The following is a 25970-nucleotide window of genomic DNA, read 5'->3' on the forward strand; positions in this document are numbered from 1 at the left end:
TATAAAAATAGTAAAAAGATTACACTAATTGATTTCCTATTTTACAAGTACCTTTCCTTCTAAAAATCCTTCCCTATGCTGTACTCGACTTTAATATGGCTTTGGTATGGCTTTGATACGGCTTAGTAGCTTTTTATAAACCAATCTTTTTCCGCTGTTCCTTAGAATTTTTCACCATGTTGGGATTGGTCTAAACCAATTTCTTCGGATTCTTCTGTAACTCTTAAAGGAATAATCGCATTGGTAAACTTAAACAACAAATACGCACCTCCAAAAGTAAAAATAGAAACCAAAAGTAAAGCAGTCATATGATGCGCAAAAACACCCCAACCGCCATGTAGTAAACTCGCATCTTCGCCATGCGCAAAAATAGCGGTTAAAATCATTCCCATAATACCACCTACACCATGACAAGCAAATACATCTAGAGTATCGTCAATTTCTTTTAGACGTTTCCAATACACCATTTTATTCGATACAATAGCGCCTATAAAACCAAAGAAAATACTTTCCGGAATGGTCACAAAACCAGCAGCGGGTGTGATGACTACTAAACCTACCACAGCTCCAATACAAGCTCCTAATGCAGATACTTTTCTTCCGTTGATGCGATCAAAAAAGATCCAAGTAATCATGGCTGAGGCTGAAGCAATGGTAGTAGTTGCAAATGCCATGGCAGCTGTACCATTGGCAGCTAAAGCCGAACCCGCGTTAAAACCAAACCAACCAAACCAAAGCAATCCGGTACCTAAAACTACAAAAGGAATGTTGGTAGGAATATGTTCGTTGTTTTTGCGTTTTCCTAAAACAATTACTCCCGCTAAAGCTGCAAAACCAGCACTCATGTGTACCACCGTTCCACCAGCAAAATCTTTAACACCAAAAAAGTTTCCTAATAAACCATTCGGATGCCAAATCATATGACATAGTGGAGCATAGATGATTAAAGTAAACAAACAAATGAATAATAAAAAGGAGATAAAGCGGATGCGTTCTGCTAAAGCACCTGTAATAATTGCAGGTGTAATAACGGCAAACTTCATTTGGAACAAGGCAAATAAAATAAAAGGAATACTCGCTCCTAAACTTGAATGTGGTAGTACTTCCACTTGGTCAAAAAATAAAAAATCCAAGGGATTCCCAATGATACCATAGGTTTGGTCTCCAATTGTAATTCCGATACTATCTCCAAATGACAAACTAAAACCAACAGTTACCCAAAGCAAGCTAATTACGCCTAAACAAATAAAGCTTTTCAACATGGTCGAAATCACATTTTTTCTCCCCACCATACCACCATAAAAAAAAGAAAGTCCCGGTGTCATTAATAGTACCAAACAAGAAGCGGTTAGTAACCAAGCCACGTCGGCAAAATTAATAGCAGTAGTGTCTAAGAATTGATTGGAAACAGCTGCTGGTTGGTGCGACCAAAATAAAGAAGTCAGTGCGATAAGTACAATAATTACAAAAGAGGCAATCCAGCGTTTTTCTAGTGTCATTTTTATGTTATTTGATAGTTAACCCTATTTTTTGAGTAGTAAAAATATAAAAATACTCACTTTAAAGAAACGTTACCCTTTAAAAAAAGACGCCAATTTTAAATAATTATTATTTTAATAAAATAAAGTCTTTATTTTGAGAAATCCTCATTTTGAAAACCTTAATTTCAGTTGAAAAAGTAGTTTTATCAAAATAATTCCCTAAACTTCAATAGGTTATTGTTTTTATTTGTAAGACATTGGTACAAAAAAAACATCCCAAAGCATCGAAGGGATACTAGGGATGTTTTCACAAATTAAAATTTAAAAAATAGGAGTTGTATTGTGGGTTGAAATATTCCTTTTCTCGATACAATTGTATCCCTTAATTTTAGGGATACAATCACTCGAAATGACGGAATTATTTCCGAACTAAAATTGGTACTCTTTTAGGAATGTAAACAACGGTTTCAAAATCCTTTATTGCTTGATTATTTTAACCGTGGTTTGTTGGCCATCAGCTGTAATTTTTGCGAGATACATCCCTTTGGTATAACCTGCTAAATTCAATACCGTCTGACTTTCCTGAGGCACCCGTATTTCTTGTAGTTTTTTGCCTAAAACATCATAGATGGCAACCTGTTCGATTCTTTGAGTAGTTGTCATCGCAATCGTAACATTATCTTGAGTCGGATTTGGATACAACGTATACGCTAAAGACTCAAAAGAAGTGGTTTTTAAAGTCGATACAGTATTCGCAATAGTCGTTAGTAACGAATACTGATTGAACGCATCTTGACCCAGTTCCCAAATCATCATACCGCCCAAGCCTTCGTTATAAGCAAGCGTTACTTTGTCAGCCATCGTAGGACGACCGTTATAATATTCGTTATAGCCATTCGGGTCATTTCCTATTTGATCCACATCGGCATTGGCAGGATTGGCAGCTACAATTTCGCTGTAATTTCTATCCGGTCCTGCCGTAGTGGAATTTATAAAAGAGTGACTGTAAAAAGGCACCCCTAAATTCAGTTTGTCAGCTGTAACATGCGATTTCCAAAAAGTAATCGCACTTTGCGCTTGTGCATACGAACTATGTTGGCCTGGGTTGCTCGGTTGCCACGGGCCCGTATAATCATACGCCATGATGTTGATAAAATCGAAAGCAGCCAAAGCTTGCGGTGTAATTACACTAAATAGCGTGCCACCCGGTAAAGCAGCCGTCATTAATTTGTTTTCAGCATCTAGAGCTGTTTTTAATTCTAATACGAACGGACTGTAATTGTTGTTTGCTGCAAAATCCCATTCCAAATCCACATCGATACCTGCGATATTATTGGTTACCGTATAATTCACCAATTGCGTAATGAAAGCCGCACGCGAACTAGAAGAAGCCAAGACCGCATTCCAGTGGGTCACATTGACCACACCACCACCAATAGACAGTAAGATTTGGATACTAGGATTAGAGGAAGTGATGGCATTTTTTAGAGGTGTAATATCGGTTACCACTAAATTCCCAGAAGCATCTGGATTTCCAAAAGAATAATTCACATGAGTGATTTTCGTAAAATCGATTTGGTTAACCGCATACAAGCGATAATCGGGTACGTAGCCAATCACGCGAGTCGTTTGAGCTGTTAGTAAAGAGCTTCCTAAAAGGAATAGCAAAGCAGTTCTTTTTTTCAAAAAAGTAATTGTAGTTGTCAGCATGTTTGTTTTGTTTGTAAGTAGTAAGCACTACTATGTTTGTTGTTTCAAACATAAACAGAATGTAGGGATTAAAAAAATATTTTAAACGAATGACGTTTTCTGTTAAACGAACAGCAGTTTTTGAAGGGTGAAAGGAAAGATAGGTATTCGTTACTTAATTGAGTTGAAAGTATATTAAGTTTTGTTTTCTACAAATTAAGTTCGGTTTAAACCAAATCAAATTCGGTTTATTATGAATTAAGTTTTGTTTAATGCGAATTAAGTTTGGTTTAATGTGAATCAAGTTTTGTTTAATACAAATTAAGTTTTGTTTAATGTGAATTAAGTTTTGTTTAATACAAATTAAGTTTGGTTTAATGCGAATTAGATTTGGTTTAATATGAATCGAATTGATAATAAGCAAAAAGACAAGTTTTAATTTTAATACATAAATGTTTGTTAAAATGATTTTTTTGGCACAGCAATTGGATTGCGTAAAGTAAGTAAAAAACCAAATGTTGAATTTAAAACTTTAAAAGATGTCACGTAGAAAATTAGCGCGAGTTTTAGACCTTGAGAAGGGAATTACTCGATTATCAGCAGTAAGAAGTATTGATGCTTCTTTAGATTTAGGAAATGGTATTACGGTTCCTAATTATGAAACCGAACTTAATGCGATGTCTAGCAAATTAAGTGCTTACAACACGGCCTTGAGTACCATTGACAATTTGTATAATGATTGTATCGCACAAATTGCAGTATTAAAAGACTGGAACGAACGCATTTTAACAGGAGTAGCCACTAAGTTTGGTAAAAACAGTTCTGAATATGAAATGGCTGGTGGAAAGAGAAAAAGTGAACGCAGAAAACCGACCTCTAAAAAGTAACGCATGAAAAATTGGATTTAAAAACCATCAGGTGTAAGCTTGGTGGTTTTTTGTTTGGGGTTATTTTAAGGTAGAGGAGGTAAAAAGATTTTTTAATTACTTTTCTAAAATTATTAATATCTTCATAAAAAATAAAAATATGGACCATTGGGTTTTAAAATCAGTAGCAGCTGATGATTTATCTTATATAAGTAATGACGGTTATGCAGACGAATTAAAAACTAAATATGTTTATGATAATTTTGTTCCAAATCATTTACAAATTAAAAAAGGAGATATTGCTGTTATTGTAAATAAAGAAAGGGTTCTAGGAATAGTCAAAATATCTAGAATTCTAATTTATAATTCAACAAAAACGAGGAGAAGGTGTCCTGTTTGTAATAATACAAATTATGAAGAAAGAAAAACGAAACTACCTAAATTTCGGTGTAATCAAGGACATGAGTTTGAAGAACCAATTACAGAAACTGTAGCTATAACTCAATATGAAGCTTATTATAGTCAATCCTTTATTGAACCTAAGCAAAAAGTAACTATAAACAAACTTCGACCATATTACAGTAATGGGTATAATCGAAATATGTCGATGCAAAGTTTATCTAAATCTTTTTTTATTGAATATTTTAAGAACGAATACGACCAGTTACTTAAAGAAACTATTTATCCTGAGGCTGAAGATGCAGATAATAATCTTTTAAATGAGATTTTTTCAAATGATTATGTTCCTAACGGAAATGATGAAAGGAGTAAAATTTACCAATCTATTATTCAAAGGAGAGGGCAAAAAAAATTTAGAGAAGCGGTTCGAGATATGTATGGAGATAAATGTGTTATTACTGGGTGTGAAATTTTAGAAATTTTAGAAGCTGCACACATTAATCCGTATAAAGGTGAAAAAGATAACGACCCTTCAAATGGCTTATTAATGAGAGCTGATATTCATACCTTGTTTGATTTGGATTTGATTGGGATTGAACCTAATGAGTTTAAGGTGTATTTGAAAGATACTATTATTATAAGTGAGTATAGAGAACTTGAAGGGAAAAAATTAAATTTAAAAGATAAACAATATCCAAGTAAAGAAGCTTTAAATATTAGGTGGAAAATGTTTTATAAAAAACAAATATTATGAATAACTACTACAGAACGATATTGGATGGTAAAATAAAAAAAGGATTAGCGGATGCAAAATCAGCTATTGAAATGAAGCACCCATATTTAACAGGTAGATTAAGAGAAATTGTTTTACAAGAATTGATACAACCGATGCTTAATAATAATTACTCAATGGGTAATGGTAAAATTATTGACTATAAAGGTGTGTTATCAGGCGAAATCGATATATGTATTTACAGTAAAAATCTGCATCCTCCAATATTTTTTTCTTCAAATGATAAAATAGGATTATTTCCTATCGAATCTGTACTAAATACTATTGAAGTTAAATCGGAATTCAATTTTACCAATGTAAAAGAAGCTTTTAAGAAATTCAATCAATTAGATAAAGAACTTATAATAACAGCTGGATTCCATGATGAAAAAGATGATGTTGTTCCTACCTATTTTATAAAACCTCATTATTCCCTATTTACTTTTGATACTCGCTTAAAAAACTATAGACCCAAAAAAATATTGGAGATTTATAGTAAAATTGATAAAAATTGGGAACATAATCCTCTTATTGCTAATATTTGTATTGCTAATAAAGGATGGTTGTGTAATACATCTAAAGGATGGATACATAAATCATTCGATGAAGTAAATATAATTAATGAAGAAATAATTGGCTTTCTATCTACTTTAGTTAATGACTTGCCTAGAATTGAATTTAGTAGAGGCAATCCAAGAATAGGATATTATTTGTTTGATCCATTAGATTTAGATAAATTGATAAATGGTAAGTTTATTAATAAACCGTGGGGAGATGGTGAATTTATTTTTAAGAATTCATTTTAAGAATTTACATTTTTACAAAATCAACACCGACTCTTGCAGGGTGACCAAAAGCATGATTTGCCATTCTTTGAGTGTAATCATTTCTTAATGTTGTTATATATTCAACATCAAAATAGTTTAAACTTTGTTCAAACTCTTCCTTTGTATATTTATTTGTAATATCCCATATTCTGATTTTATTATCTATTAATTTATTGTTTTGGACGTTATAAACTTTAGGTTTAATGTAAAAAGGGACATATTGTAAACTACCTAATTCAGATTGCTTTGTTGATATTTTATTTATTATTTGAAGTAATGTTTTAATATCGTTTTGTAATTTTTTTATATCGTCCTTAGAATTAGATAATGAAGGTTCTTTAATTCTTTTTAAAATACTTTCATTAAGATTACCCCAATCAATAGCTTTTCCGTTAGGTAAAAAACTAATAAATCCTGTGTCTCCTAATTTTAATGCGAGTTCAATATTCTGAAACTCTTTTCCTTTTACAAAATAAAAATTAAAATCTATTTTTTTGGGTTCATAACAGTCACATAAAGCTGTTATACATAGATAATAATTATTATCATTATCTTTAAATACATCACCAAAATTTAAATTTGGTATACTATCTGGATGTAGACTCTTTACCGATACTGAATTATAAAACACATTTAGTTGAAATAAATCCTCTACAGAAGGTGGATTGTTTTCTAATTCTTTACTTTTAAAATTAAGAAAATCTGTATTTATTAGTTCGAGTTTAGCAGTCCTTAGTTTTAGTGTAGCTTGTTCAATTAAAAGTTTTTTTACAATTGTACCAAAAGTTTTATCATTTTTAATATGATTTCGAAACTGGAAAAGTGCCTCCGTTGATGATTTTAATATAGTCTCGTCAATAAAGCGCTCATTTGAATTGAAAACTGATTGCATTTCTAATCCAAGTAATTGAAAGAAACTTCCTTTATTTTTTATAATTACTTCTGATATACGTTGTAATAGTTTTGTGATGTCTGAATCTTCTGTAAAATCTTTTTTTAATGTTAGTACAAATGTATTATTAATCATAAAAGAATTATCACCAGTATTCAAAACTTCATATTTTCTTATTGTATCATCAGGAAGTATAAACTTGTCAATATTCAGAGATATGTGTATTAAACGAATTAAATAACTTTCCGACTTTGTTTTTAAATGTTCTATCGGAAAATCAGTAAGGTTAATATTTTCTTCTGTAATAAATTTACTAATTGTTTCTTCATCTTTATTTACAATATCATCTAAATCATTAATTTCAAAAAATGAGTATTCATTTTTAATAGATTCAAAATCTTCAGTTTTTAAACCAGAAAAAAAAGCATCTAAGAAAAGTGGAATTTGATTAAAATTAGTTGAACTAGAATAAATACAGCAAAAGTTTATGTAAGGTGCACTTACTGCTTTATTCAATAGTTTTAGTGAATACTCTTGTCCTACGTGTTCTGCTAATTCCCAATCTAATAAAATTAGATCTTTCCCTTTAAATAAATATTCCAAAGTTTTAGGTTCGTCTAAATTTGATTTTTCAAATTTATGAACAGCTAAATTCTTTCCATTTTTTTTAAATGTATCAAATAACTCAAATGATAACTTTTCTTCCGCTATATCAGGATTTATATCTGTTCCAGAATAAAAATCTTTTGCCTTTTCATCAATAAAGATTGCATTATTAATTGATGAATTTAATATATCAAATGCTTTTTGACTATACATTTCTTGCAGTTATTTGATTAATCACGAAGCAAGCTCCGTTTAAGGTGTTATATTTTTTATCATTTGTTGCTTTAATATCTAAATTGGCTTCATTTAAACTTTGTTTTGATAAATAAAGCCCTATTCCTCTACCGTTCGGACGTTGAGAATAGAATAACTCAAAAATTTTATCAAGCCTGTATTCTGGTATTTTTTCTCCAGAATTGGCGATAATAATTTCTTTGGTTTCAGTTATATAATCAAGTTTTATGATGCGTTGTTCTTTATTACGCATCCAATAAATAGCGTTGTTAATAATATTAATAAAAACTGTATGGATTACGGGTTCTTTAATGTTTATAAGATGTTTTCTAAAATCATCTGATACATCAAACACTATATTATATTCACTTATTTGGTTCTCAAAAAATTCGAGTACATAACTATAAATCGTTTGTCCAGAAATGTCTTTAGATAGTGCTCCTGAAATTCTATATAGCGGCGAAAGAAGTGCATATTTATCTTCCAATTGCTTAAAGTTCTTTTCTAAAAATCCAAATTCTTTTATCGAACTAACCGTTTCATTTTTATTCAATTCAATTAATTGTCCGTTAATCTTTGCGTATAATTGATTAAACTCGTGGTCGATTATTTCAACTGCAATTCCTAATTGAGCGGTATCTCTGGTTTGTTCCCATTGATATTTCATTTGGTCATATTGAGCTTTGTAAGCTCCTTGAACTTGTTCTTCGTCAATATCGAAAGACAAACGTTTGATATGGTCAACTAACGGGAACAAAGTATTTCCTGCTTCATCCGAAAGTTTATTATACAATTTTTCAACTTCCTCTGAATATTGACTAATTTGTTCTTTTGTAGAGATGCTGCTAATTAGTTTTTCTTTATTTTCTGACAAAGCATCAACTAATCTTTTTGCTCTTTCTCTATAATTTTTATTAAGGAACGTTGTCTTTTCATCAAGTTGTTGCCTGTATTGATTAAGTGATTTTTCTAAAGAAGAAATGTATGAATTGTACTTTTTGGTAAAATCAATTTTTAAATCACGAATTTCTAATTTGTCTTGTGCTTTTTTGTCTAATGCTTCTTTTCTTGGTGTTACAAGTTCAATATAATTGTTGAGTCTGTTTTCAAATTTATACAACCTTTCCTTTTGTGTTTCAGTTGGTTTATATCGTTTGGGAACTTTGGGGATTAATCCCTTCAGTTCTAAATCCAATTTTTGAAGTTCATCTAAAATACCCTCAACTTCCGAATAAGTTATGTTTATATTCTCAAGCTTTTCATCTAATTCATTTAGAAGTTTTTCATATTTTGTTTGATGTTCTTCTAATTTTTTTGGATAGTCATTTAACGATTTTGTAAAAGCAGTTTTTTCAGCTTTTTCCCTTGCTTTATCTGCTGCTAAAGCTTTATTTTGATCTTGAGTTTCGTTTAGTTTATCTCTAAAAATTGATTGTTTAGGCTCTGTTGCAAAAAAATCTTGTGCTAAAGTAACAAAGAAACTAATAGCATCATTTCTGAAAGCTCTATACTGAGCATTATTAATTAATCCCTCTCTACTTGATTTATCTTTTAAATTAGAATTTCTCTCCCTGGATATATCTAAATAACCAAACATCCTTCTGTAAGAAAAGAAATATGTTCCAGCTCTTTTTGAACGTCTTTCTTCAAAGCCTAAAAAATCATAATCAGATCTACCATAAGGAAGAACCCTAAAATCATCTCTATAAATATAAAAGCCACTATATTCCTCGATTTTAGCCTTTATTTTGTTATAGGCAACTTCATTCAATTTTGATGATTTTTCCTCTCCGTGATTATAGCCTAACCTAATAGGTATTTCACCATAAAAAGATCTGGCATCTTTTTTACGACTACTTACGAAAGTATATGGGACGACTTGATCATAAAACTTAATTAAACCATTAAATTCACCTTTGCCGTCAAAAACACCATCGATAAAAATATCTGCTAAATCAAAATCACTTTCATTAAAAAATTCACCTTTAGACTGTAGTAAATCATAGGGTAAATCTTTGTTGTGAATTATAAAAGAAGTATTAATTTTAATCTTACTTTCTTTAAATGGATTAGTAAAACCAATTAAGTTTGAAATTACAAAATTTCTATCCTCAATATCATCTATATCTTTTTCAGATAAATCAACGATTTGATTTATCGGATTGAAAACTAAAAACATTGTTCCGTGAGCATCATCTGACTCAAAAAACGAAATAATATTGTTTAAAATTGATTCTTCAATTATAGCGTTTTCAGTTTCTGAAATAATATCCGACTTTAATTCAGCTTGCTTTCCTTCCCAAATTGGTTTATTATCTATATCAAATTCTTTTTCAAAATTTGTTAAAAACATTTCCTTCAACTCGAAAAACTCATTACTCAAAGAGTTTACATTTTCAACTGATTTAATTGGAATAGTAATGTCATCTAAAAAAAGATTATAATTTTCCAATAATCGCCAATCAAAAAATACAGTTTGCAAAGGATAACCTATTTTCTTTGTAAGCATCAACATTGGATTACCTAAATAGGCTACAGACAAACGCCCGATACCTTTTTCCCCTGCTTTAATACGAGGTCTTTTCCACAACGTATCTTCGGATTCTTCTTCTAATTCTGCTCTTGATTTTGAGTCTGTACCAAGAACTAGCCATTTATCCAAAACATCAGTTGTAGACATTCCTTTACCGTCATCAGAAATTACAAAATAAGATTTTGAAAGTCCATTATAACCTTGTTTAAATAAATCTGCTTTTAGATTATCGGCATAAGCATCATAACCATTTTTCCACAACTCAGTAATGGCTGTTGGCAAATCGGCAATTTGTCCTTTTCCTAATAAATCAACTGCTCGAGCTTTGGTTCTAAATTGCATTTGTATGGTTCTTAATTATTGCTTTTGCGATTGAGGCAGCATATTTTGGTGGAACAGCATTTCCAATCATTCTAGCTGCATTAGCAATACTGGTTGCTTTAAATTTATAGTTTTTGGGAAAGGTTTGTAAAACCGCTCCTTCACGTATGGATATTGCTCTATTCTCTTCAGGATGCGCAAATCTACCGTTTGAAATACTAAAAAACTTTGTTGTTATAGTAGGGGATGGTCTGTGCCACCACATTCTACCATAAGTATCTTTAAAATTTGTTATATCGTTTTTATGGCAATCAGGTGCTAAATTTTCATCATGTGCATACGACATTCTAGAACCACCGTCTTTTTCAGTAAGGTTTAATCTATCAATGTTTATTTGTTTCAATCCAGCTACTGTATGCATAAAATCGGTTTCGTCTTTATGACCTGCCTCTACTTTTGGAAAACCATTATGTTCCCCTATGGTATCAAAAACTGTTTTAATTTTTCCTTTGTATTTTATAGGTTCGAGTACATTGCTATTAACTCTATTGGCAATTAAAGTTAATCTTCTTCTACTTTGTGGTACACCATATTCCATTACATTATGTATACCATGATGCACTTTGTAACCGTTACTTTCTAACCACAATATGAAATCTTCAAGTCCGCTTTCTTCTTTTTTTCTAATTACACCTGGTACATTTTCAACTACAACATAACCAGGATTAAAATATTCAACAAAACGTCTAAATTCAATTAATAAACTTTTGGATTCGGAAGATTTATTTCTATCCGTGTTTATGATGCTCCAATATTGGCAAGGGCTACAGCCTATAAGAATGAGATTGTCGTCGTTTTTTTGTAAATTTAATTGTTTTTGAAGTTCTTCTTCTTGGTAGTTGAATACATTAGCATGAATGAATTCTGCTCCTTTTATATTGGCTTCGTAAGTATCTTTACAAGTAATATCATAGTCAATACCAGCTAGGATTTTAATACCAGCATTCGCCATACCTGAACTCATACCGCCACCTGAACAGAAAAAATCTACAGCTTTTAATTGTTTGTTTGTCATGTATAATAATGAAGAAAATAATTATGTTCAAAAATAAATAATTTAATTGAATAATAATATTTTCAGCTCTGAATAAGAATATAACTAATTACAAGTTAGTAATTTTATTTATAATTGGTAATAATTTTCAAAAAAAGTATAACTCTCCCACGCAAAACTACCTACACCCACCGTACTAGTACCCCATTTCTTTTTGGGGTAGAGGAGCGTTACTTTTTTTAGAACTGTCCCTTTAGCTTTGTAGTCACATTTAAAAAACTTAGAAGGATACTAAGTGTAAGGAATAATTCAACTAAAACAAATAACATCATGAGTACAACAGATCCAAAAATTATTGAAGAACAATTTGAACAAAGTAAAAAAGACTTTAAAGCCACTTTAGACAGTCAGTTAGCAACCTTAAAAGAAATGGGAATGGCAGTGGCCGAACCTTCACTTGCTTATGACGAAGCGCCTATGATGCGCAGAGCCGCTAGCGGTACTTCCGAACAAATATCGGCTACGGTACATTGGTGGGGCGTGGATATTGTAATGAACAACAAACTGACAGAAGATATCATTTCTGGTATAACAGGAACTGGAGCAGTGGGTGGACTTATTGCGTCTGCTTTAGGTGCAGCGGGTGTAGTTACAGGTGGTATTGCAACGGTAATTGGAGCTGGTATTGCTGCTGTCGTAGCGATAAAAATAGCGCAAATTAAAATAACGAATAATGGAAACGGGGTGCATTGGCCGATTACTTGGGTACAATGGGCAGCTTTATTGGCGGCGGTTCCTGGAGGACCAGCTGCAATTTTAGCGGCAGGTGCTTTGTTTTTACATCCCATACGTAACTAAGCGATGTAATAATTCAATACTAAAAGGAGTGTATCATGCACTCCTTTTGTGTTTCTACTTTTCTACAGGAAAAATCCCCTATTTAAAATAGGAAAAATCCCCTTACAATTCTAGTGTAAGTCCTTGGAAGCGTTTGACTATTTGTTGGTTAATTTGTGTATTCTATTTCAGTACTTGGCGGTTCATAAGAAATAGGATACCAAAAAAACAAAACAAGCATGGACTTAAAAGTTGTAATTGAGCAATTAAGTAAATTAATTGATCCTTCTCAAACCGTTATCGACATTACCAACATTGCCACTTTAAATGATGGTGATGATTTTTTGGAATCGAAGTCTCCCATTGTTTTATCTATCGTGAATATTGAAGAAGATAAAACTCAAAAAAACCAATCGGTTTACCTACGAAATACGGTGGATGAAACTTCCATTTCACGCTATACACAACCTACGCAACATTTGATTATTTCCCTCTTATTCAGTTCCTATAATACAGATTTATCCAAATACTTAGACGGTATTGATAAACTGAAAAATATCATCCATTATTTTCAATTGAATAAATCTTTCTTTTACAAAAACGATCATTCAGAAATGATTGACTATGCGACTTTCTCAGCCAAAACAGACGTGGAAAAGGAAGATTACGAAAAAGTAACCACAGAATTTGTGAGCTTGTCTATGGAACAATTGAACCAAATGTGGTCGTATTTGGGGTCTAAATACATGCCGTCTGCTTTATACAAAATGAGATTGTGTACCATCCAAAATACCCCAACAGTTAGCGAAAAAGTAGTGAAAAAGATTGGTATTGCGCTTTGGGAAAACAATCCGCATAATCCTATAGGACAATTAGAGTCGAACGAATTTGAAAGTTAAAAAAAAGACAATATAAACAATAAATAAAAATGTCATGAATGTAAGTTCTCTTAAAACACCGGGAGTGTATATCAATGAAATTGATGCATTTCCTCCTTCGGTTGCGCAAGTTGCAACTGCTATTCCCGCTTTTGTAGGATATACCGAAAAAGGACCTACGGTTCCTACTCGAATTACTTCCTTTATGGAGTTTGAACAAACTTTTGGTGGAGCTCCTGCTCCTAAAGCCATAACGGTTGAGTTAGACGGTAATTTAATGCCTACTGACAATTGTAGTGTTGAAGAAAGTAAATTTAAATTATACAATAGTTTGCGTTTGTTTTATAGCAATGGTGGAGGCGTTTGCTATATCGTTTCTATTGGCGATTATTCAGCAGCTGTAAACAATGATGCTGATTTTGTAACAGGGTTGAATTTATTGAGAAAGTTTGACGAACCTACGTTATTATTATTTCCAGATGCGATTAACTTAACTGCGGAAAAATTAGGTTTGGTACAACAACAAGCCTTATTACAATGTGCAGATTTAATGGATCGCTTTACCGTGATGGATGTAAAACAAGAAAGTGATTTAGTAACTGATAGTGCCAACTTTAGAGATCGTGTAGGGAACCAAAATCTAAAATATGGTGCTGCGTACTATCCGTATCTAAAAAGCGCTTTCCCGTATACGTATCGTTTTAGTGATATTAATGGTGTTGTAGGAGGTAAAGTGAATTTTAAAGGCATTTTTTCAACCAATACAACTGTTAAAAATAACATTGAAGAGTTTGAAAAAATTGCAACAGATGTGGCTGCCTTACAATCGGCTTGGACACCTACTGAAGTGGCTGTACCAATTGATACCCATGCCAAGTTAAAAACCGCTACAGATGTATGTTGGACGTTATTAAAAACCATTGGTAAACCAATTGCACCTACCTTAACCAGTACAAAATTACCAGCAGTAGCACAAGATTTAGTGACCAATTTCTTAAAGAAATATGCACAAGATTTAGTAGACTTTAAAAAAGCCTATGAAGTATTAAAAAAAGCAGATGGAACTACCGATGTAGATGATTTATCCGCTTTAGATAACGATACGGCTTTTAAAAGCGTTTGGGGAAATATTTCTGCCTATACAGAATCGGCTCCAAACCCGTATACCGATTTAATTAAAGTTGCAGTTCCTGCAGACGGGCCTATTCCTGCTCACGATGAGCCAGATTTTGGAAAAATACAATTGGCTATCCAAAAATTAAACGCGGCTATTATCAATGCAACGAATAATGTGTTGCAAAGTATGGACGATTTCCTACTTTTTGAAGAAAACAATTTGGTTTCTCAAATTCCATTTTATGAGGCTATTGTTGCCAAATTATCACAATCCATGAATACCGTTCCTGCTTCTGGGGCTGTGGTTGGAATTTATGCACAAACCGATAATACAAGAGGTGTTTGGAAATCACCAGCAAATGTGAGTGTTAATGGAATTATTGGTTTAACGGATGATGTAAACGATGCCGAACAACAAGACATGAACATTCATGAAACGGGTAAATCGATTAATGCGATTCGCAAATTCACAGGAAAAGGATTCTTAGTTTGGGGAGGTCGCACTTTGGCTGGTAATTCTAACGATTGGCGTTATGTTAACGTAAGAAGATTGGCAAACATGATTGAAGAATCGGTTAAAAAAGCGTGTATGCAATTTGTTTTTGAACCCAATGTAGCCTTAACCTGGGTAAGTGTTAAAGGGATGATAGATAACTATTTAACCACATTATGGAAAGATGGTGCTTTAGCAGGAGGAAAAGCAGAACATGCCTTTTTTGTAGCTGTTGGGTTAAAGGAAACCATGTCGGCTCAAGATATTTTAGAAGGAAGAATGATTGTAAAAATCGGTTATGCTCCTTCAAGACCAGCAGAATTCATCATACTTGAATTCAAACAAATGCAACAAAAATCATAACGAAATTAGTAACAATTAAAAATATAGCGATATGCCTAATACAGATTTTCCGTTACCAAAGTTTCACTTCAGCGTAGTTTGGGGTGGTAGCAAAATAGCCTTTACAGAAGTTTCAGGCTTGAACAAAGAAATGGATGTTATTGAACACCGAGTGGGATCGAGTCCTAATTTTTTCAAAGAGAAAATGCCAGGTTTACAAAAACTAAGCAACATCACTTTAAAAAGAGGAGTTTTTGTAGGAGACAATGAATTTTATGAGTGGTACAATACGGTGGCTCAAAATACCGTAGAGAAAAGAACGATTACCATTTCTTTATTAGATGAAAATCAGGAACCAAGAGTGGTTTGGACGGTAAAGGATTGCTTTATAGTTTCTTTAAAATGTACCGATTTAAAATCGGATGCCAATGAAGCTGCGATTGATACGGTTGAGGTTGCCAATCATGGATTTACTGTTGAATATAAATCGTAAACAATATGCCAAGTAACGATCCTATAGTAGGTTTTCACTTTTCTGTCATCTTTGAATTAGTACCTCAGTTTTCAATTGATACTAAATTCCAAAGTGTCAATGGATTAAAAGTTACTATGGAAACGGAATCCTATGCGGAAGGAGGTCAAAATAAGTTTAAGCACAACTTTCCCGTTCGTTCAGGATATCAAGATTTGGTATTAAAAAGAGGATTAACGTCTGATTTATCAGGACTATCCATGTGGTGCAATCAAGCCTTAGAAGATTTTATCTTTTACCCAGCCAATTTGGTAGTTTCTCTATTAAACGAGAATGGAAATCCCATTAAAGTTTGGTATGTATCTCATGCAATTCCAGTGAGTTATGAATTTAGCGATTTGAATGCAGAAGAAAATAAAATAGTGATTGAAACGATTACACTGCGCTATAATTTTTATAAAGAATTACCCATCCCTAACTTTTAATTGATACGAAATGGCTATAGAAATCAAAGAGTTACGTATTAAAGTGACCGTTGTAGAAAATGAGGTGCATTCTTTTGCTTCAGAATCCAAGATGAATAGTCAGAAATGGCAAGAAATGAAATCGGCTATTGTGAAAGAATGTACTACTAAAGTATTGGAGAAAATTAAAGAAAGATCAGAAAGATGATACAAGGTATATTAGGGATAATAGATAAAATGCGCATTGAGGTTTATCCGACCAAAGACTATTCGGAACCGGAGAAAACCATTTTTGTGCAGTTGAATCCAGAGAAATATTCCAAACGTCATAAGGTTGATTTTTGTGAAGGACAAGCCATAGGAACTTCTGGAGCGGATTTAAAATTCAATCGAATTGAAGGAGAAGAGGTAAATTTTGAATTCCTTTTTGATAGTTCCGGAATTGTACCACCTGGAAAGATTAAAGATGGCAATGGAGAAGCTTCTCTTTTAGATGCCGTTGGAGACTTTGCCAATGCTTTAAAACCAGCCATAGTAAATCCTTTTGGAGAAGTAGAAACCGTTGAAAAGGAAGTCGAAGGATTTAGAAGCTTACTGATGGATTACAATGGTACAACCCATCAAACGCCTTATTTGAAGTTGCTTTGGGGGAGTTATAGTTTGAATTGTCGAATAAAAAGCATGGACATCGATTATACGCTTTTTAGAAAAGACGGTCGCCCTATTCGTGCCAAAGTAAAATGTGTTTTTAAAGAGACAATTGACTTTAAAAAGATGGTGGAGAAAGAAAAGAAGAGTTCTCCAGACTTAACACATGAACGAATGATGAAGATGAATGATAAACTCACGCTGATGTCTGAAGTTATTTATCAAAATAACACGTATTATATAGATGTAGCTAAGAATAACAAATTGTTGAGTTTCAGACAAGTGCCTGTAGGCCAAAAAATACAATTTCCACCCATTAAGAAATAAATTATAGCAATGCCGAATCCTTTTTTTCCATCAGATACCCTATTAAAGCTTGAATTTTTAATTAATAATAAAGATACAGGTTTGGATAGTCTTATGACTGAAGCTAAGGTACATTTTGAATTGAATAAAATTTCCTTTGCAAAGTTTACATTCATTGGTTCACAAGAAAATTTGGAAGAAAATGAAACGTTGCCTTTAGATGTATTAACTCAAAGCCCAGATAAATCACCTTTAGAAATTGAAGTGAAAGTAAGTTTTGAAAACGAATCTAAAACCTTATTTAAAGGGATTATCAAAGCATTAGATAAGCAGTACGAAAACAATCAAATTGTAGCTAAAATAGAATGTAAAGATATTGCTTTTCGTTTGTCTCAATCCTCTAAAGAGCCAGAAAATAACAATCAAACCTTTGAAGACAAATTAACATTGTTTACCAAAGATTTAACGTTAAGCGATAATTTATTAGGTCAAGGTTGGGGAGAAGAATTCATTACACACAATACGTCAACTACACCTTGGGATTATTTGATTGGGTTTTTAGATTCTATTGGAATGATGATTGCCTTACGCAATGCTACTTTTATGGCCATTGATATTACAAACCCCCCACCTGAGCCTATTTATATGGCTGAAAATGGTATTAATGTATTTGCTTTTACAGGTAGGTTAGATGCTGAAAAGAGAAAGTCGGAAGTGACTATTGAAAGATGGGATGTGGAAAATCAAGAAACGGCTCGTGTAAGCGCTTCTCAAAGTACTTCTGAAAACACACATACCGTTCGTTTAAGTGAGACGGTTTTACAAGAAGGAACCTTACAACGAATTGCAGATACCATTATGGCGAAGAGTAATATTGCTTCCATCATGGGTAAGGTAACGACTTTTGGAAATCTTGTTGCCAAAGCTGGAGATTACATTAGTTTCAATAAGGTAAACCCTGAAATTGATAATAAAGTTTTATTGATTACTCAAGAAGAACATACCATCGAAAATGGGTGTTGGCGAACCGAATATAGTTTTGGGCTAGAAAGTGAAAAAACATTTACACAAAATACCAGTGCTGGAGTAAATAGCACGCATGCAGAAATTGGTCAATCCAATACGATTAATGGTTTACAAATAGGAATCGTTACCAAAATTGTAGAAGATCCAAAAAATCAGTTTCGCATAAAAGTGCGCTTGCCACAAATTTCCGAAAGTGGTGAAGGGGTTTGGGCAAGATTGGCCACCATGAGTGCTTCTGACAACATGGGTAGTTTTTTTATTCCTAGTGTGGATGATGAAGTAATTGTAGGTTGTTTAAACAATAATCCGGATACACCAATTATTCTTGGCAGTTTATACAGTAGTAAGAAACCAATGCCGTTTTCTATTACAGAAGATAATTTTATAAAGGGTTTTGTTACTAAAGAAGAGAATAAAATTGTTTTAGATGATGAAACCCATACAATTGAATTAGTGACTAAAAATGGCAACTCCCTGAAAATTAGTGATGATTTAAAGGGGTTTGTCATTGAAGATGAAAACAAAAATAAAATTACCATGAATGATCAAGGCATTTCAATTGAAAGTTGTAAAGATTTTAATGTAAAAGCTACAGGAAACATCAAAATTGAAGGCGTGAATGTCAATGCAGAAGGAAGTGGTAATATGGTTTTAAAAGGAGCTATGATTAATTTAAATTAACAATGGGAGCAGCAGCAAGAAGTACCGACATGCATACTTGTCCAATGACAACGGGAACCGTACCTCATGTGGGCGGACCTTTATTACCGGGAAGCAATTCTACAGTGCTTATAGGAGGATTACCCGCTTCGGTTGTAGGAGATAGTTGTGTGTGTACAGGGCCACCAGATTCTTTAGTAGCAGGGTCTTCTTCCGTATTTATTGCTGGAAGTCCGGCCGTTAGAATGGGCGATTCAACCGCTCATGGAGGCGTAATTACTGGAGGTTGTCCTCAAGTGATGATTGGTGGATAAAATAATAGTGAAATTACTCAAGGGTAACCTTTAAAAAGAACAACAATGAAAGAAAAATCATTTTTAGGAACAGGATGGAGTTTTCCTCCCACATTTAAAAACCAAACCAGAACTATTGAAATGGTTTCCGATGAGAATGATATTTTTCAAAGTTTACAAATATTACTTTCTACAGAATTGAAAGAACGCATTATGCGCTCCGATTATGGTTGCGATCTGAATGCTTTATTATATGAGAATATTACTGTTACGTTACTCACAAAAATTAAAGGCATTATTGAAAATGCCATTCTAAAGTATGAACCTAGAATCGATTTAATCGAAGTAGATTTTTACACCGAAGATAGTAATAATGGAATCCTAAATATTGCCATTATCTATAGAGTGAGAGCTACCAACTCAAGGAAAAATTTTGTATTCCCGTATTATTTAGAAGAAGGAACATTTGTAAAAAAATAGATGGGTAAACCCAAAAAACAACATAAAAGTTCGCTTTAAACTAACACAAATTAATGGCAAACTATGAAAAATTGTAACTCAATATTATCTATACATGAAGGCATGGGAACGACTCAAAATGACAGAGTCAAACCTGCTTTAGATGTTCATTTTTTTCTTTTAGAAGAAAGAAATGAACAAGATTTTATTTTGTTTGTACAGCGACTTTCTAAATATGTAAAATTTTTTAATGAATTTGATACTCATGAAGGAGATTGGTCTGCTTTTTATCAAAAAGAATCTACAGCCATATTAATTTATTTAGCAAGTTGGAATATCGAAATACTACAGCAAACTTTTGAAATTAAGAAGAATGAAATCTATTTAAATACTGATTTTGCCATCCAAAAAGACATACTGTTAACCTATTTTAATCAAATAGAATCAGAATACAATTCCTTTTTAAAAAGTGCTACACTTTTGGATGATGAGATTATTGAAAAAGAAAATTTAATCGCTTCTTCTTATTTAATTACGAATAAATTAGTAGCCATATACGCTTTAATTGAGGCAACTACTGATATTCCTGCTTTACTCAAAAACTATGTTTTTATTAAAACAACCCAACAACTTTTTGGCTTGTTGTTGTCTTGGAAGAATTTTTCAGAAAAAGCCATTGCCAATCAATTGCAAAATTATTCCAAACACACGCCTCATTTTGCATTGTTTTTAGCTTTTTTGAAATTACTTCAAGTTGTTAAAGATAAAATCAATGAATTTACAAAACAGCAACTCGATTTTTATTATAAAGACGTATTAAAAATTGAAACCAAAGAAGCACAACCCGATTATGTTCACTTAGTAATTGAACCTTTTCAAACAAAACCTTTTTTGATTTCAAAAGACACCCTGTTTTTAGGAGGAAAAAATGCTATCGGTCAAAAAAAATATTATGCAGCGACTCAAGATGTGGTGATCAACCAAATTAAATTAAACTCTTTTTTAAGTTATTCCCGTCAAGCGGATACCTTTTTTAACGCGAATAAATTGTTAGAAGCAAACGGTCAAAATAAAAGCTTTGATGTGTTTACCAACGAGAAATCGGTTTTTAAAGAAGGTTTTATGATTGCCAGTCCGATTTTGTTTTTGCAAAGTGGAGAACGGCATATTTATCTTCGATTCAATGAAACCAATCATACAGCAAGCGATTTTGATTTCTATTTAACAGGCGAAAAAGGAAGCATTGAAGTGACTCAAAAAAGTGATATAAATAACTTTTTTCCCAATAAAAAGTACATTCATTTAGTGATTCCTGCCACTGAAAAAGCCATTTTACCGTTTGACGCAAAACTGCATGAAGGTTTTCAAGTTGCGACCTCATTTCCCGTTTTAAAGATAATTCCTAAAAATAAAAACGTACTCACTTACCTTCAAAGTGTCGCTATTACCATTGCGGTTCGCAATTTTAAATCGTATGTTTTGAATTCCGATTTTGGCAGTATTAATGTTGAAAAAGCCTTTTATCCTTTTGGAGAATTCCCTAAAAATGGGAATGGAATGAACTTGAGTTCGAATGAGTTCTTTATGAAGAAAAATGCCATTGCTTCTTTAAAGGTCGATACTCTTTTAAGTGATAAAAGGGAATTGATAGAAGATTATGTTGAAATATATACGGGTAAAGAGGTAAAAGATTGGATGGAAAATAAAGTCACGCTTTTTCAATTGAACAATGGAAAATGGGAAAAAGAAACCACTTCTAATCTTCAAAAGATAACCAATGAATATCCGCTAGAGGAATACCATTTTGATGCAATTGCAACAGATACGATTGTTTCCAATGGGAAAATTAGAATTCAATTGAATCACTCTGATTTTGATGGAGAAAAGTACATGCAAAGATACATTGCGGCTAGTCAGGATAAAAAAGTATTACCTTATAAGCCTAGAATTGAAGAGTTTGTTTTTAATTATACGGTTTCTGAAAAAATAGATCTTACGATTGATACAAAAACAGCCAATCCTATTGCAATATTTCAAGTGGAACCTTTTGGTTATACACTAAAGAAAAATCAAAAACTTCGTTTTGCTACATTACAGGAAAAACAAGGATATGTGTATTTTGGTTTTGAAAAAGTAGCACCGAATGATGGATTGAATTTTTTAATACAATTAGAAGAAGGAACTGCCAATCCTTTTTTAGAACCGGCTGCACTTTCTTGGCATTATTTATCCAATAATACCTGGCAAGTTTTGGAACAAAATGCAATAGGCGATGAAACCTATTCCTTAACACAATCTGGATTAGTTTCAATTACGGTTCCTCCATTTGAAGCGTCTACCAATACGTCTTTAACACCCGATTTGTTTTGGTTACGCTTGTCCATTTCAAATACACAAGCCATTTGTAAATTTTTAGGTGTTCATGTGCAAGCTTTTAAAGCAGTACTAACCGATTTTGAAAATAGCAATGCGGTTTTCTTAGAGCCTACACCCAAAGAGACCATAACAAAAGCTTATAAAACCCTATCTGGAGTTAAAAAAATAATCCAACCCTATGTTTCCTTTAATGGAGTTGCTGCAGAGCAAGACGAACATCTTTATATGCGTTCCAGCGAGCGTTTGAGACATAAAGATAAAGCGATTACAACATGGGATTATGAAAGAATCATTTTAGAGGCTTTCCCAGAAGTATATCGTATCAAAACCTTAAATCATTATCGCTACGATACTAAAATATCGAATGTAGCGGCTGGTTATGTAACCCTAATTCCTATTGCGAAAACATCGTTATCCGATCAAGTCAATTGGAAGCCCTTGTTGAGTTTGAACAAAATGCAACGTATTAAAGAGTATTTATATACAAAAGCATCTTCACAAGTACGAATCAATGTAAAACCACCACAATTAGAGCGTGTTGAGGTTAGCTTTAAAGTAAAATATCATGTTATAGCGGGCGTTGACACGCGTTTATATACGGCTCAACTTATGGAAACGATAAATGCTTATTTGAGTCCGTGGGCGTATGAAGTTTTCGACGATATTAATTTTGCAGATGAAATTGCTTTTTCATCCTTAATTCAATTGATAGACAACCAAGAGTATGTAGATTATATCACTGATTTTAAGGTGACCCAATATCAATTAGACGAAAATGGGGACATCATAGGAAGTGCTATTCAAAACTTAGCACAAATTGTACCTCAAAGCGATTTTACCTTATTCGCTCCAACAGAAACACATCATATTCAAGAAATTAAATAAAAAGTCATGCTAACAGAATATTATATAGAGAAAGATAGAAAATTACTTCCCTCACAAGACTTTGACTTTTTGTTAAAAGAAGGATTGCGATATATTGAACAGTTTGGATCAAAATTTTGGACCGATTACAACCCGCATGATCCAGGAATCACTATTTTGGATGTTTTATGTTACGCTATTACAGAATTAGGGTATCGCGCTGATTTTGACATTAAAGATTTGCTCACACAAGCCAATGGTAAAATTGAAAATGATACTTTTTTTAGTGCAGCATCTATCTTTACGAATGCGCCAGTTACGGTATTAGACTATAGAAAACTACTTATCGATTGCAACGGAATTTCAAATGCATGGTTATTACCCACTAAAAAGGAAACGGATTCAAACGGGTATTTTATACCTCATGAAAGTGAAACCCTAATGTATGTAAACCCCGTTGAAGACAAATTAAGTCTTAAGAAGGTAGACAAAAACAATACCTTATTAGAAGTCTTAAAAATTAGAGGGTTACACAAAGTAAAAATCGAATTAGATGAAGATCCTGTTTTAGGCGATTTAAATGCTTTAGTTTTAGAATACGCTTTTTGGGAAAATAACCGTTGGGTGAACCTAAAAATTGTACCTCATTTTACAGCGTGGAATGATCCAGAAGCGCAATTGTTTAAAAAAATGAATAAGCCTTCAAAAATTACCATTGATGAAGTGAAGGTTATGAATGACATTGTGTTTCTAAAAGTGAATCGATACACAAAACCAACCGATTCTTTGCGTTTCAGGATTTTTGTAGACGATCCTTCTGAGAAAGAAGAAACGGTTCATTATTTTTCCAAAGAAAAAAATGTGTGTGATGTTATATCGCTATTCGAAAAAAAGAAAGATAAAATTCAAGAAATCTTTTCATCGGTAGCTATAAAACTACATGAAAATAGAAATTTAACAGAAGATTATTTATGTATTGAAACTATTGAGAAAGTTGAAATTGGTATTTGTGCCGATTTTGAATTAGAACTTGGAGCTGATGCTGTAGAAGTAATGACCCAAATTCAATTGGCTATCGATGGCATTATCAATCCAAAAATTAAGTTCTACACCTTATCACAATTAGTACAAGAAGGCATACATTCGGAAGCTATTTTTAACGGACCACGATTAACGCACGGTTTTTTAAAAGAGGAAGAAATTATTCAAGCCTCTTTACCAACTGCCATTTATGCTTCAGATATCATTGCTGCAGTAATGGAAATAAAAGGCGTTAAGTCTGTCAAAAATCTAATGATGACGGCTTATAATGCTTTGGGGAAACCCATCACAGGAGCCACTAATCAAAGTTGGGTATTACCGCTTTCTGGGGAAGTGAAACCCGTATTTACTGCAAATAAGTCCAAATTATTACTTTTTCAAAAAAACATCCCCTTCCTTTTAACGGAAACCCAATCCATGTTAGTGGAACAAAAAGTAATGTTGTATCAATCCCAATTCAATCAAAAGAAATTAGAAAATACAGCCAATGATTTTGAAATAGAGAATGGTACGCATTATGAATTGAATCAGTATTACAGTATACAAGATGATTTTCCGAAAACCTATGGCTTGGGTAAAAATTATGTTTCGGAAAAAGCAACGCCGTTAAGAAAAGCTCAAGCCAAGCAACTCAAAGGGTATTTGTATTTTTATGAGCAAATTTTAGCCGATTTTTTTAGTCAATTGTATCATGCGAAAGACATTTTAAATAGTAAGCCGATTCCACAAACCTATTTTTCAAAATTTTTGAATACAAATGACGCAACTGGCGGAGATTTTTATTCTAAAGAACTGTATACTGCAAGCTTAGAAGCAAAATTAGGTACTGGTGAATCCGACTATGATGTTTCTCTATACGAATCCAAAGCTACTTTTTATGATAGAAGAAACCGCGCTTTAGATCATTTAATGGCCCGTTTTGCTGAGAATTTTAATGAATATGTTTTTATGATGTATGAGTTGTCTCAAAGCACTTCAGGCATGGGGTCACTCACTTTCAATTATGAAAATTTAATAGAAGACAAGCAACGTTTTTTGGCCAACTATCCTAAAATTAGTAGTCGCAGAGGATTAGGTATTGATTATTTACATGCCTCAATAGATACAACCACAAAAGCACTTGACTTTTTACCTTTTTGGAATACCAATCATCGTGGTGGCTATGAAGAACGAGTGGCGCGATTGTTAGGAATTGATGAAATACCGTTGCGCAATATTGTAACAGAAGAAAATCCACAAACACAATGGACTGTGGAAACAGCATCTGGAAATTACGTTTTCAAAATTATCGCACCAGCGGTTAATCTTCAAGAAAAATGGGATTGGGCTCAACTTCATTTTCTAGACCAAAACTTGTATAAAATAAATAAATATGGAGCGTATTTTTATTTGTACTTAGAAGATAATACTCATAAAATAGCCAAAGTAGATAAAAAATTCAATTCTGAAGTGGAAGCTTATGATTATTTGGTAGCCATGATGCATAGTATCAATATCTATTATGAAAACTTCTATTGTTTGGAACATATTTTATTACGCCCTTTTAACACCTCTCATTTTAAAGATGAGGATTTATTAACCGTTTGTTTAAATGACGATTGTAAAGATGAAGCGAACGAAGATCCTTATTCTTTTAAGGCTACCATAGTGTTGCCGGGTTATGTTTCCCGATTTAAAAATATCCTCTTTAGAAAATATGCTGAAAAGATATTTAGACAAGAAGCACCAGCGCATTGTTTGTTAAAAATTTGTTGGGTCAATCCAAGTGATATGTTAGGTTTTCAAAAAACATATAGAAAATGGTTAGAAAATTACAGGCAATTTAGATTGCATTTTTGTGAAAATACACTTACCGAATCAGAAAAAACAAAATATCAAAAAACAGCACAAGAATTAATAGCAGCTTTAAAAGAACTGAATACACTTTACCCAGAAGGCAATTTGTACGATTGTCAATTAAGTGAATCAAATAACCCTATCGTTTTAGGTAATACATCATTAGGAACATTATAAAAAAAATA

General features: G+C 32.7%; 20 protein-coding genes. 15 read left to right on the forward strand and 5 right to left on the reverse strand.

Annotated features, from left to right (window positions below):
- Nucleotides 1-161: 161 nt before the first annotated feature.
- Together FHG05_RS10600 and FHG05_RS10605 are read right to left on the reverse strand one after the other, a co-directional pair.
- Nucleotides 162-1499 (reverse strand): ammonium transporter, encoded by a 1338-nt coding sequence (locus FHG05_RS10600; RefSeq protein WP_140997999.1) that lies wholly within the window; start codon nucleotides 1497-1499, stop codon nucleotides 162-164.
- A gap of 459 nt (nucleotides 1500-1958) precedes the next feature.
- Entirely contained in the window at nucleotides 1959-3191 is a 1233-nt protein-coding gene (locus tag FHG05_RS10605) for a glycosyl hydrolase family 18 protein (protein WP_140998000.1), read from the reverse strand.
- Between the two features lie 518 nt (nucleotides 3192-3709).
- On the opposite strand from FHG05_RS10605, the gene FHG05_RS10610 reads away from it, so the two are divergent.
- From FHG05_RS10610 to FHG05_RS10620, 3 genes are all read left to right on the forward strand, one after another.
- Nucleotides 3710-4057 carry a hypothetical protein gene (locus FHG05_RS10610; protein WP_140998001.1) on the forward strand — a complete coding sequence of 116 codons (348 nt, stop codon included), beginning with the start codon at nucleotides 3710-3712 and terminating at the stop codon, nucleotides 4055-4057.
- Between the two features lie 139 nt (nucleotides 4058-4196).
- Entirely contained in the window at nucleotides 4197-5189 is a 993-nt protein-coding gene (locus FHG05_RS10615; protein WP_140998002.1) for an HNH endonuclease, read from the forward strand.
- Nucleotides 5186-6013 carry a DUF6602 domain-containing protein gene (locus FHG05_RS10620; protein ID WP_140998003.1) on the forward strand — a complete coding sequence of 276 codons (828 nt, stop codon included), beginning with the start codon at nucleotides 5186-5188 and terminating at the stop codon, nucleotides 6011-6013. Before FHG05_RS10615 ends, FHG05_RS10620 begins: the two co-directional genes overlap by 4 nt.
- Nucleotides 6014-6017: 4 nt before the next feature.
- Here FHG05_RS10620 and FHG05_RS10625 read toward each other — a convergent pair whose 3' ends face one another.
- Genes FHG05_RS10625 through FHG05_RS10635 form a run of 3 tightly spaced genes read right to left on the reverse strand, consistent with a single transcriptional unit; the run spans nucleotide 6018 to nucleotide 11695 of the window.
- The gene (locus tag FHG05_RS10625; protein WP_140998004.1) at nucleotides 6018-7745 is read right to left on the reverse strand and encodes a response regulator receiver domain; all 1728 of its coding nucleotides are present in this window, start codon (nucleotides 7743-7745) and stop codon (nucleotides 6018-6020) included.
- Nucleotides 7738-10641 (reverse strand): ATP-binding protein, encoded by a 2904-nt coding sequence (locus FHG05_RS10630; protein WP_140998005.1) that lies wholly within the window; start codon nucleotides 10639-10641, stop codon nucleotides 7738-7740. The genes FHG05_RS10625 and FHG05_RS10630 overlap by 8 nt, the downstream gene beginning before the upstream one ends.
- Nucleotides 10631-11695 carry a DNA cytosine methyltransferase gene (locus tag FHG05_RS10635; protein ID WP_140998006.1) on the reverse strand — a complete coding sequence of 355 codons (1065 nt, stop codon included), beginning with the start codon at nucleotides 11693-11695 and terminating at the stop codon, nucleotides 10631-10633. The genes FHG05_RS10630 and FHG05_RS10635 overlap by 11 nt, the downstream gene beginning before the upstream one ends.
- A 309-nt stretch (nucleotides 11696-12004) precedes the next feature.
- Between FHG05_RS10635 and FHG05_RS10640 the strand changes: the two genes are divergently transcribed.
- The 12 genes from FHG05_RS10640 (at nucleotide 12005) to FHG05_RS10690 (ending at nucleotide 25962) form a co-directional block, all read left to right on the forward strand.
- Complete coding sequence (locus FHG05_RS10640; protein WP_140998007.1) at nucleotides 12005-12532, forward strand: hypothetical protein; 528 nt, start codon at nucleotides 12005-12007, stop codon at nucleotides 12530-12532.
- Nucleotides 12533-12750: 218 nt separating this feature from the next.
- Nucleotides 12751-13410 carry a Pvc16 family protein gene (locus FHG05_RS10645; protein WP_140998008.1) on the forward strand — a complete coding sequence of 220 codons (660 nt, stop codon included), beginning with the start codon at nucleotides 12751-12753 and terminating at the stop codon, nucleotides 13408-13410.
- Between the two features lie 34 nt (nucleotides 13411-13444).
- Entirely contained in the window at nucleotides 13445-15361 is a 1917-nt protein-coding gene (locus FHG05_RS10650) for a phage tail sheath C-terminal domain-containing protein (RefSeq protein WP_198172267.1), read from the forward strand.
- Between the two features lie 31 nt (nucleotides 15362-15392).
- Nucleotides 15393-15833, forward strand: a complete 441-nt coding sequence (locus FHG05_RS10655) for a phage tail protein (protein ID WP_140998009.1) — start codon at nucleotides 15393-15395, stop codon at nucleotides 15831-15833.
- Nucleotides 15834-15838: 5 nt separating this feature from the next.
- A complete protein-coding gene (locus tag FHG05_RS10660) occupies nucleotides 15839-16297 on the forward strand; it encodes a phage tail protein (protein WP_140998010.1) in 459 nt (152 codons plus the stop codon).
- A 10-nt stretch (nucleotides 16298-16307) separates the two neighbouring features.
- Nucleotides 16308-16484, forward strand: a complete 177-nt coding sequence (locus FHG05_RS18415) for a DUF5908 family protein (protein WP_157504235.1) — start codon at nucleotides 16308-16310, stop codon at nucleotides 16482-16484.
- Nucleotides 16481-17251, forward strand: a complete 771-nt coding sequence (locus FHG05_RS10665; protein WP_140998011.1) for a CIS tube protein — start codon at nucleotides 16481-16483, stop codon at nucleotides 17249-17251. Before FHG05_RS18415 ends, FHG05_RS10665 begins: the two co-directional genes overlap by 4 nt.
- Before the next feature lie 9 nt (nucleotides 17252-17260).
- On the forward strand, nucleotides 17261-18937 hold the full coding sequence (locus FHG05_RS10670; RefSeq protein WP_140998012.1) for a phage baseplate assembly protein V: 1677 nt from the start codon (nucleotides 17261-17263) through the stop codon (nucleotides 18935-18937).
- A 2-nt stretch (nucleotides 18938-18939) separates the two neighbouring features.
- A complete protein-coding gene (locus FHG05_RS10675; RefSeq protein ID WP_140998013.1) occupies nucleotides 18940-19230 on the forward strand; it encodes a PAAR domain-containing protein in 291 nt (96 codons plus the stop codon).
- Nucleotides 19231-19275: 45 nt separating this feature from the next.
- Nucleotides 19276-19689, forward strand: coding sequence for a GPW/gp25 family protein (locus FHG05_RS10680; RefSeq protein ID WP_140998014.1), 414 nt, complete (start codon nucleotides 19276-19278; stop codon nucleotides 19687-19689).
- A gap of 63 nt (nucleotides 19690-19752) precedes the next feature.
- The gene (locus tag FHG05_RS10685; protein WP_140998015.1) at nucleotides 19753-22929 is read left to right on the forward strand and encodes a baseplate J/gp47 family protein; all 3177 of its coding nucleotides are present in this window, start codon (nucleotides 19753-19755) and stop codon (nucleotides 22927-22929) included.
- Nucleotides 22930-22935: 6 nt separating this feature from the next.
- Entirely contained in the window at nucleotides 22936-25962 is a 3027-nt protein-coding gene (locus FHG05_RS10690) for a hypothetical protein (protein WP_140998016.1), read from the forward strand.
- Nucleotides 25963-25970 lie beyond the last annotated feature (8 nt).

Source organism: Flavobacterium profundi (assembly GCF_006491645.1).
In the GTDB taxonomy this organism is placed as follows: Bacteria; Bacteroidota; Bacteroidia; order Flavobacteriales; family Flavobacteriaceae; genus Flavobacterium; species Flavobacterium profundi.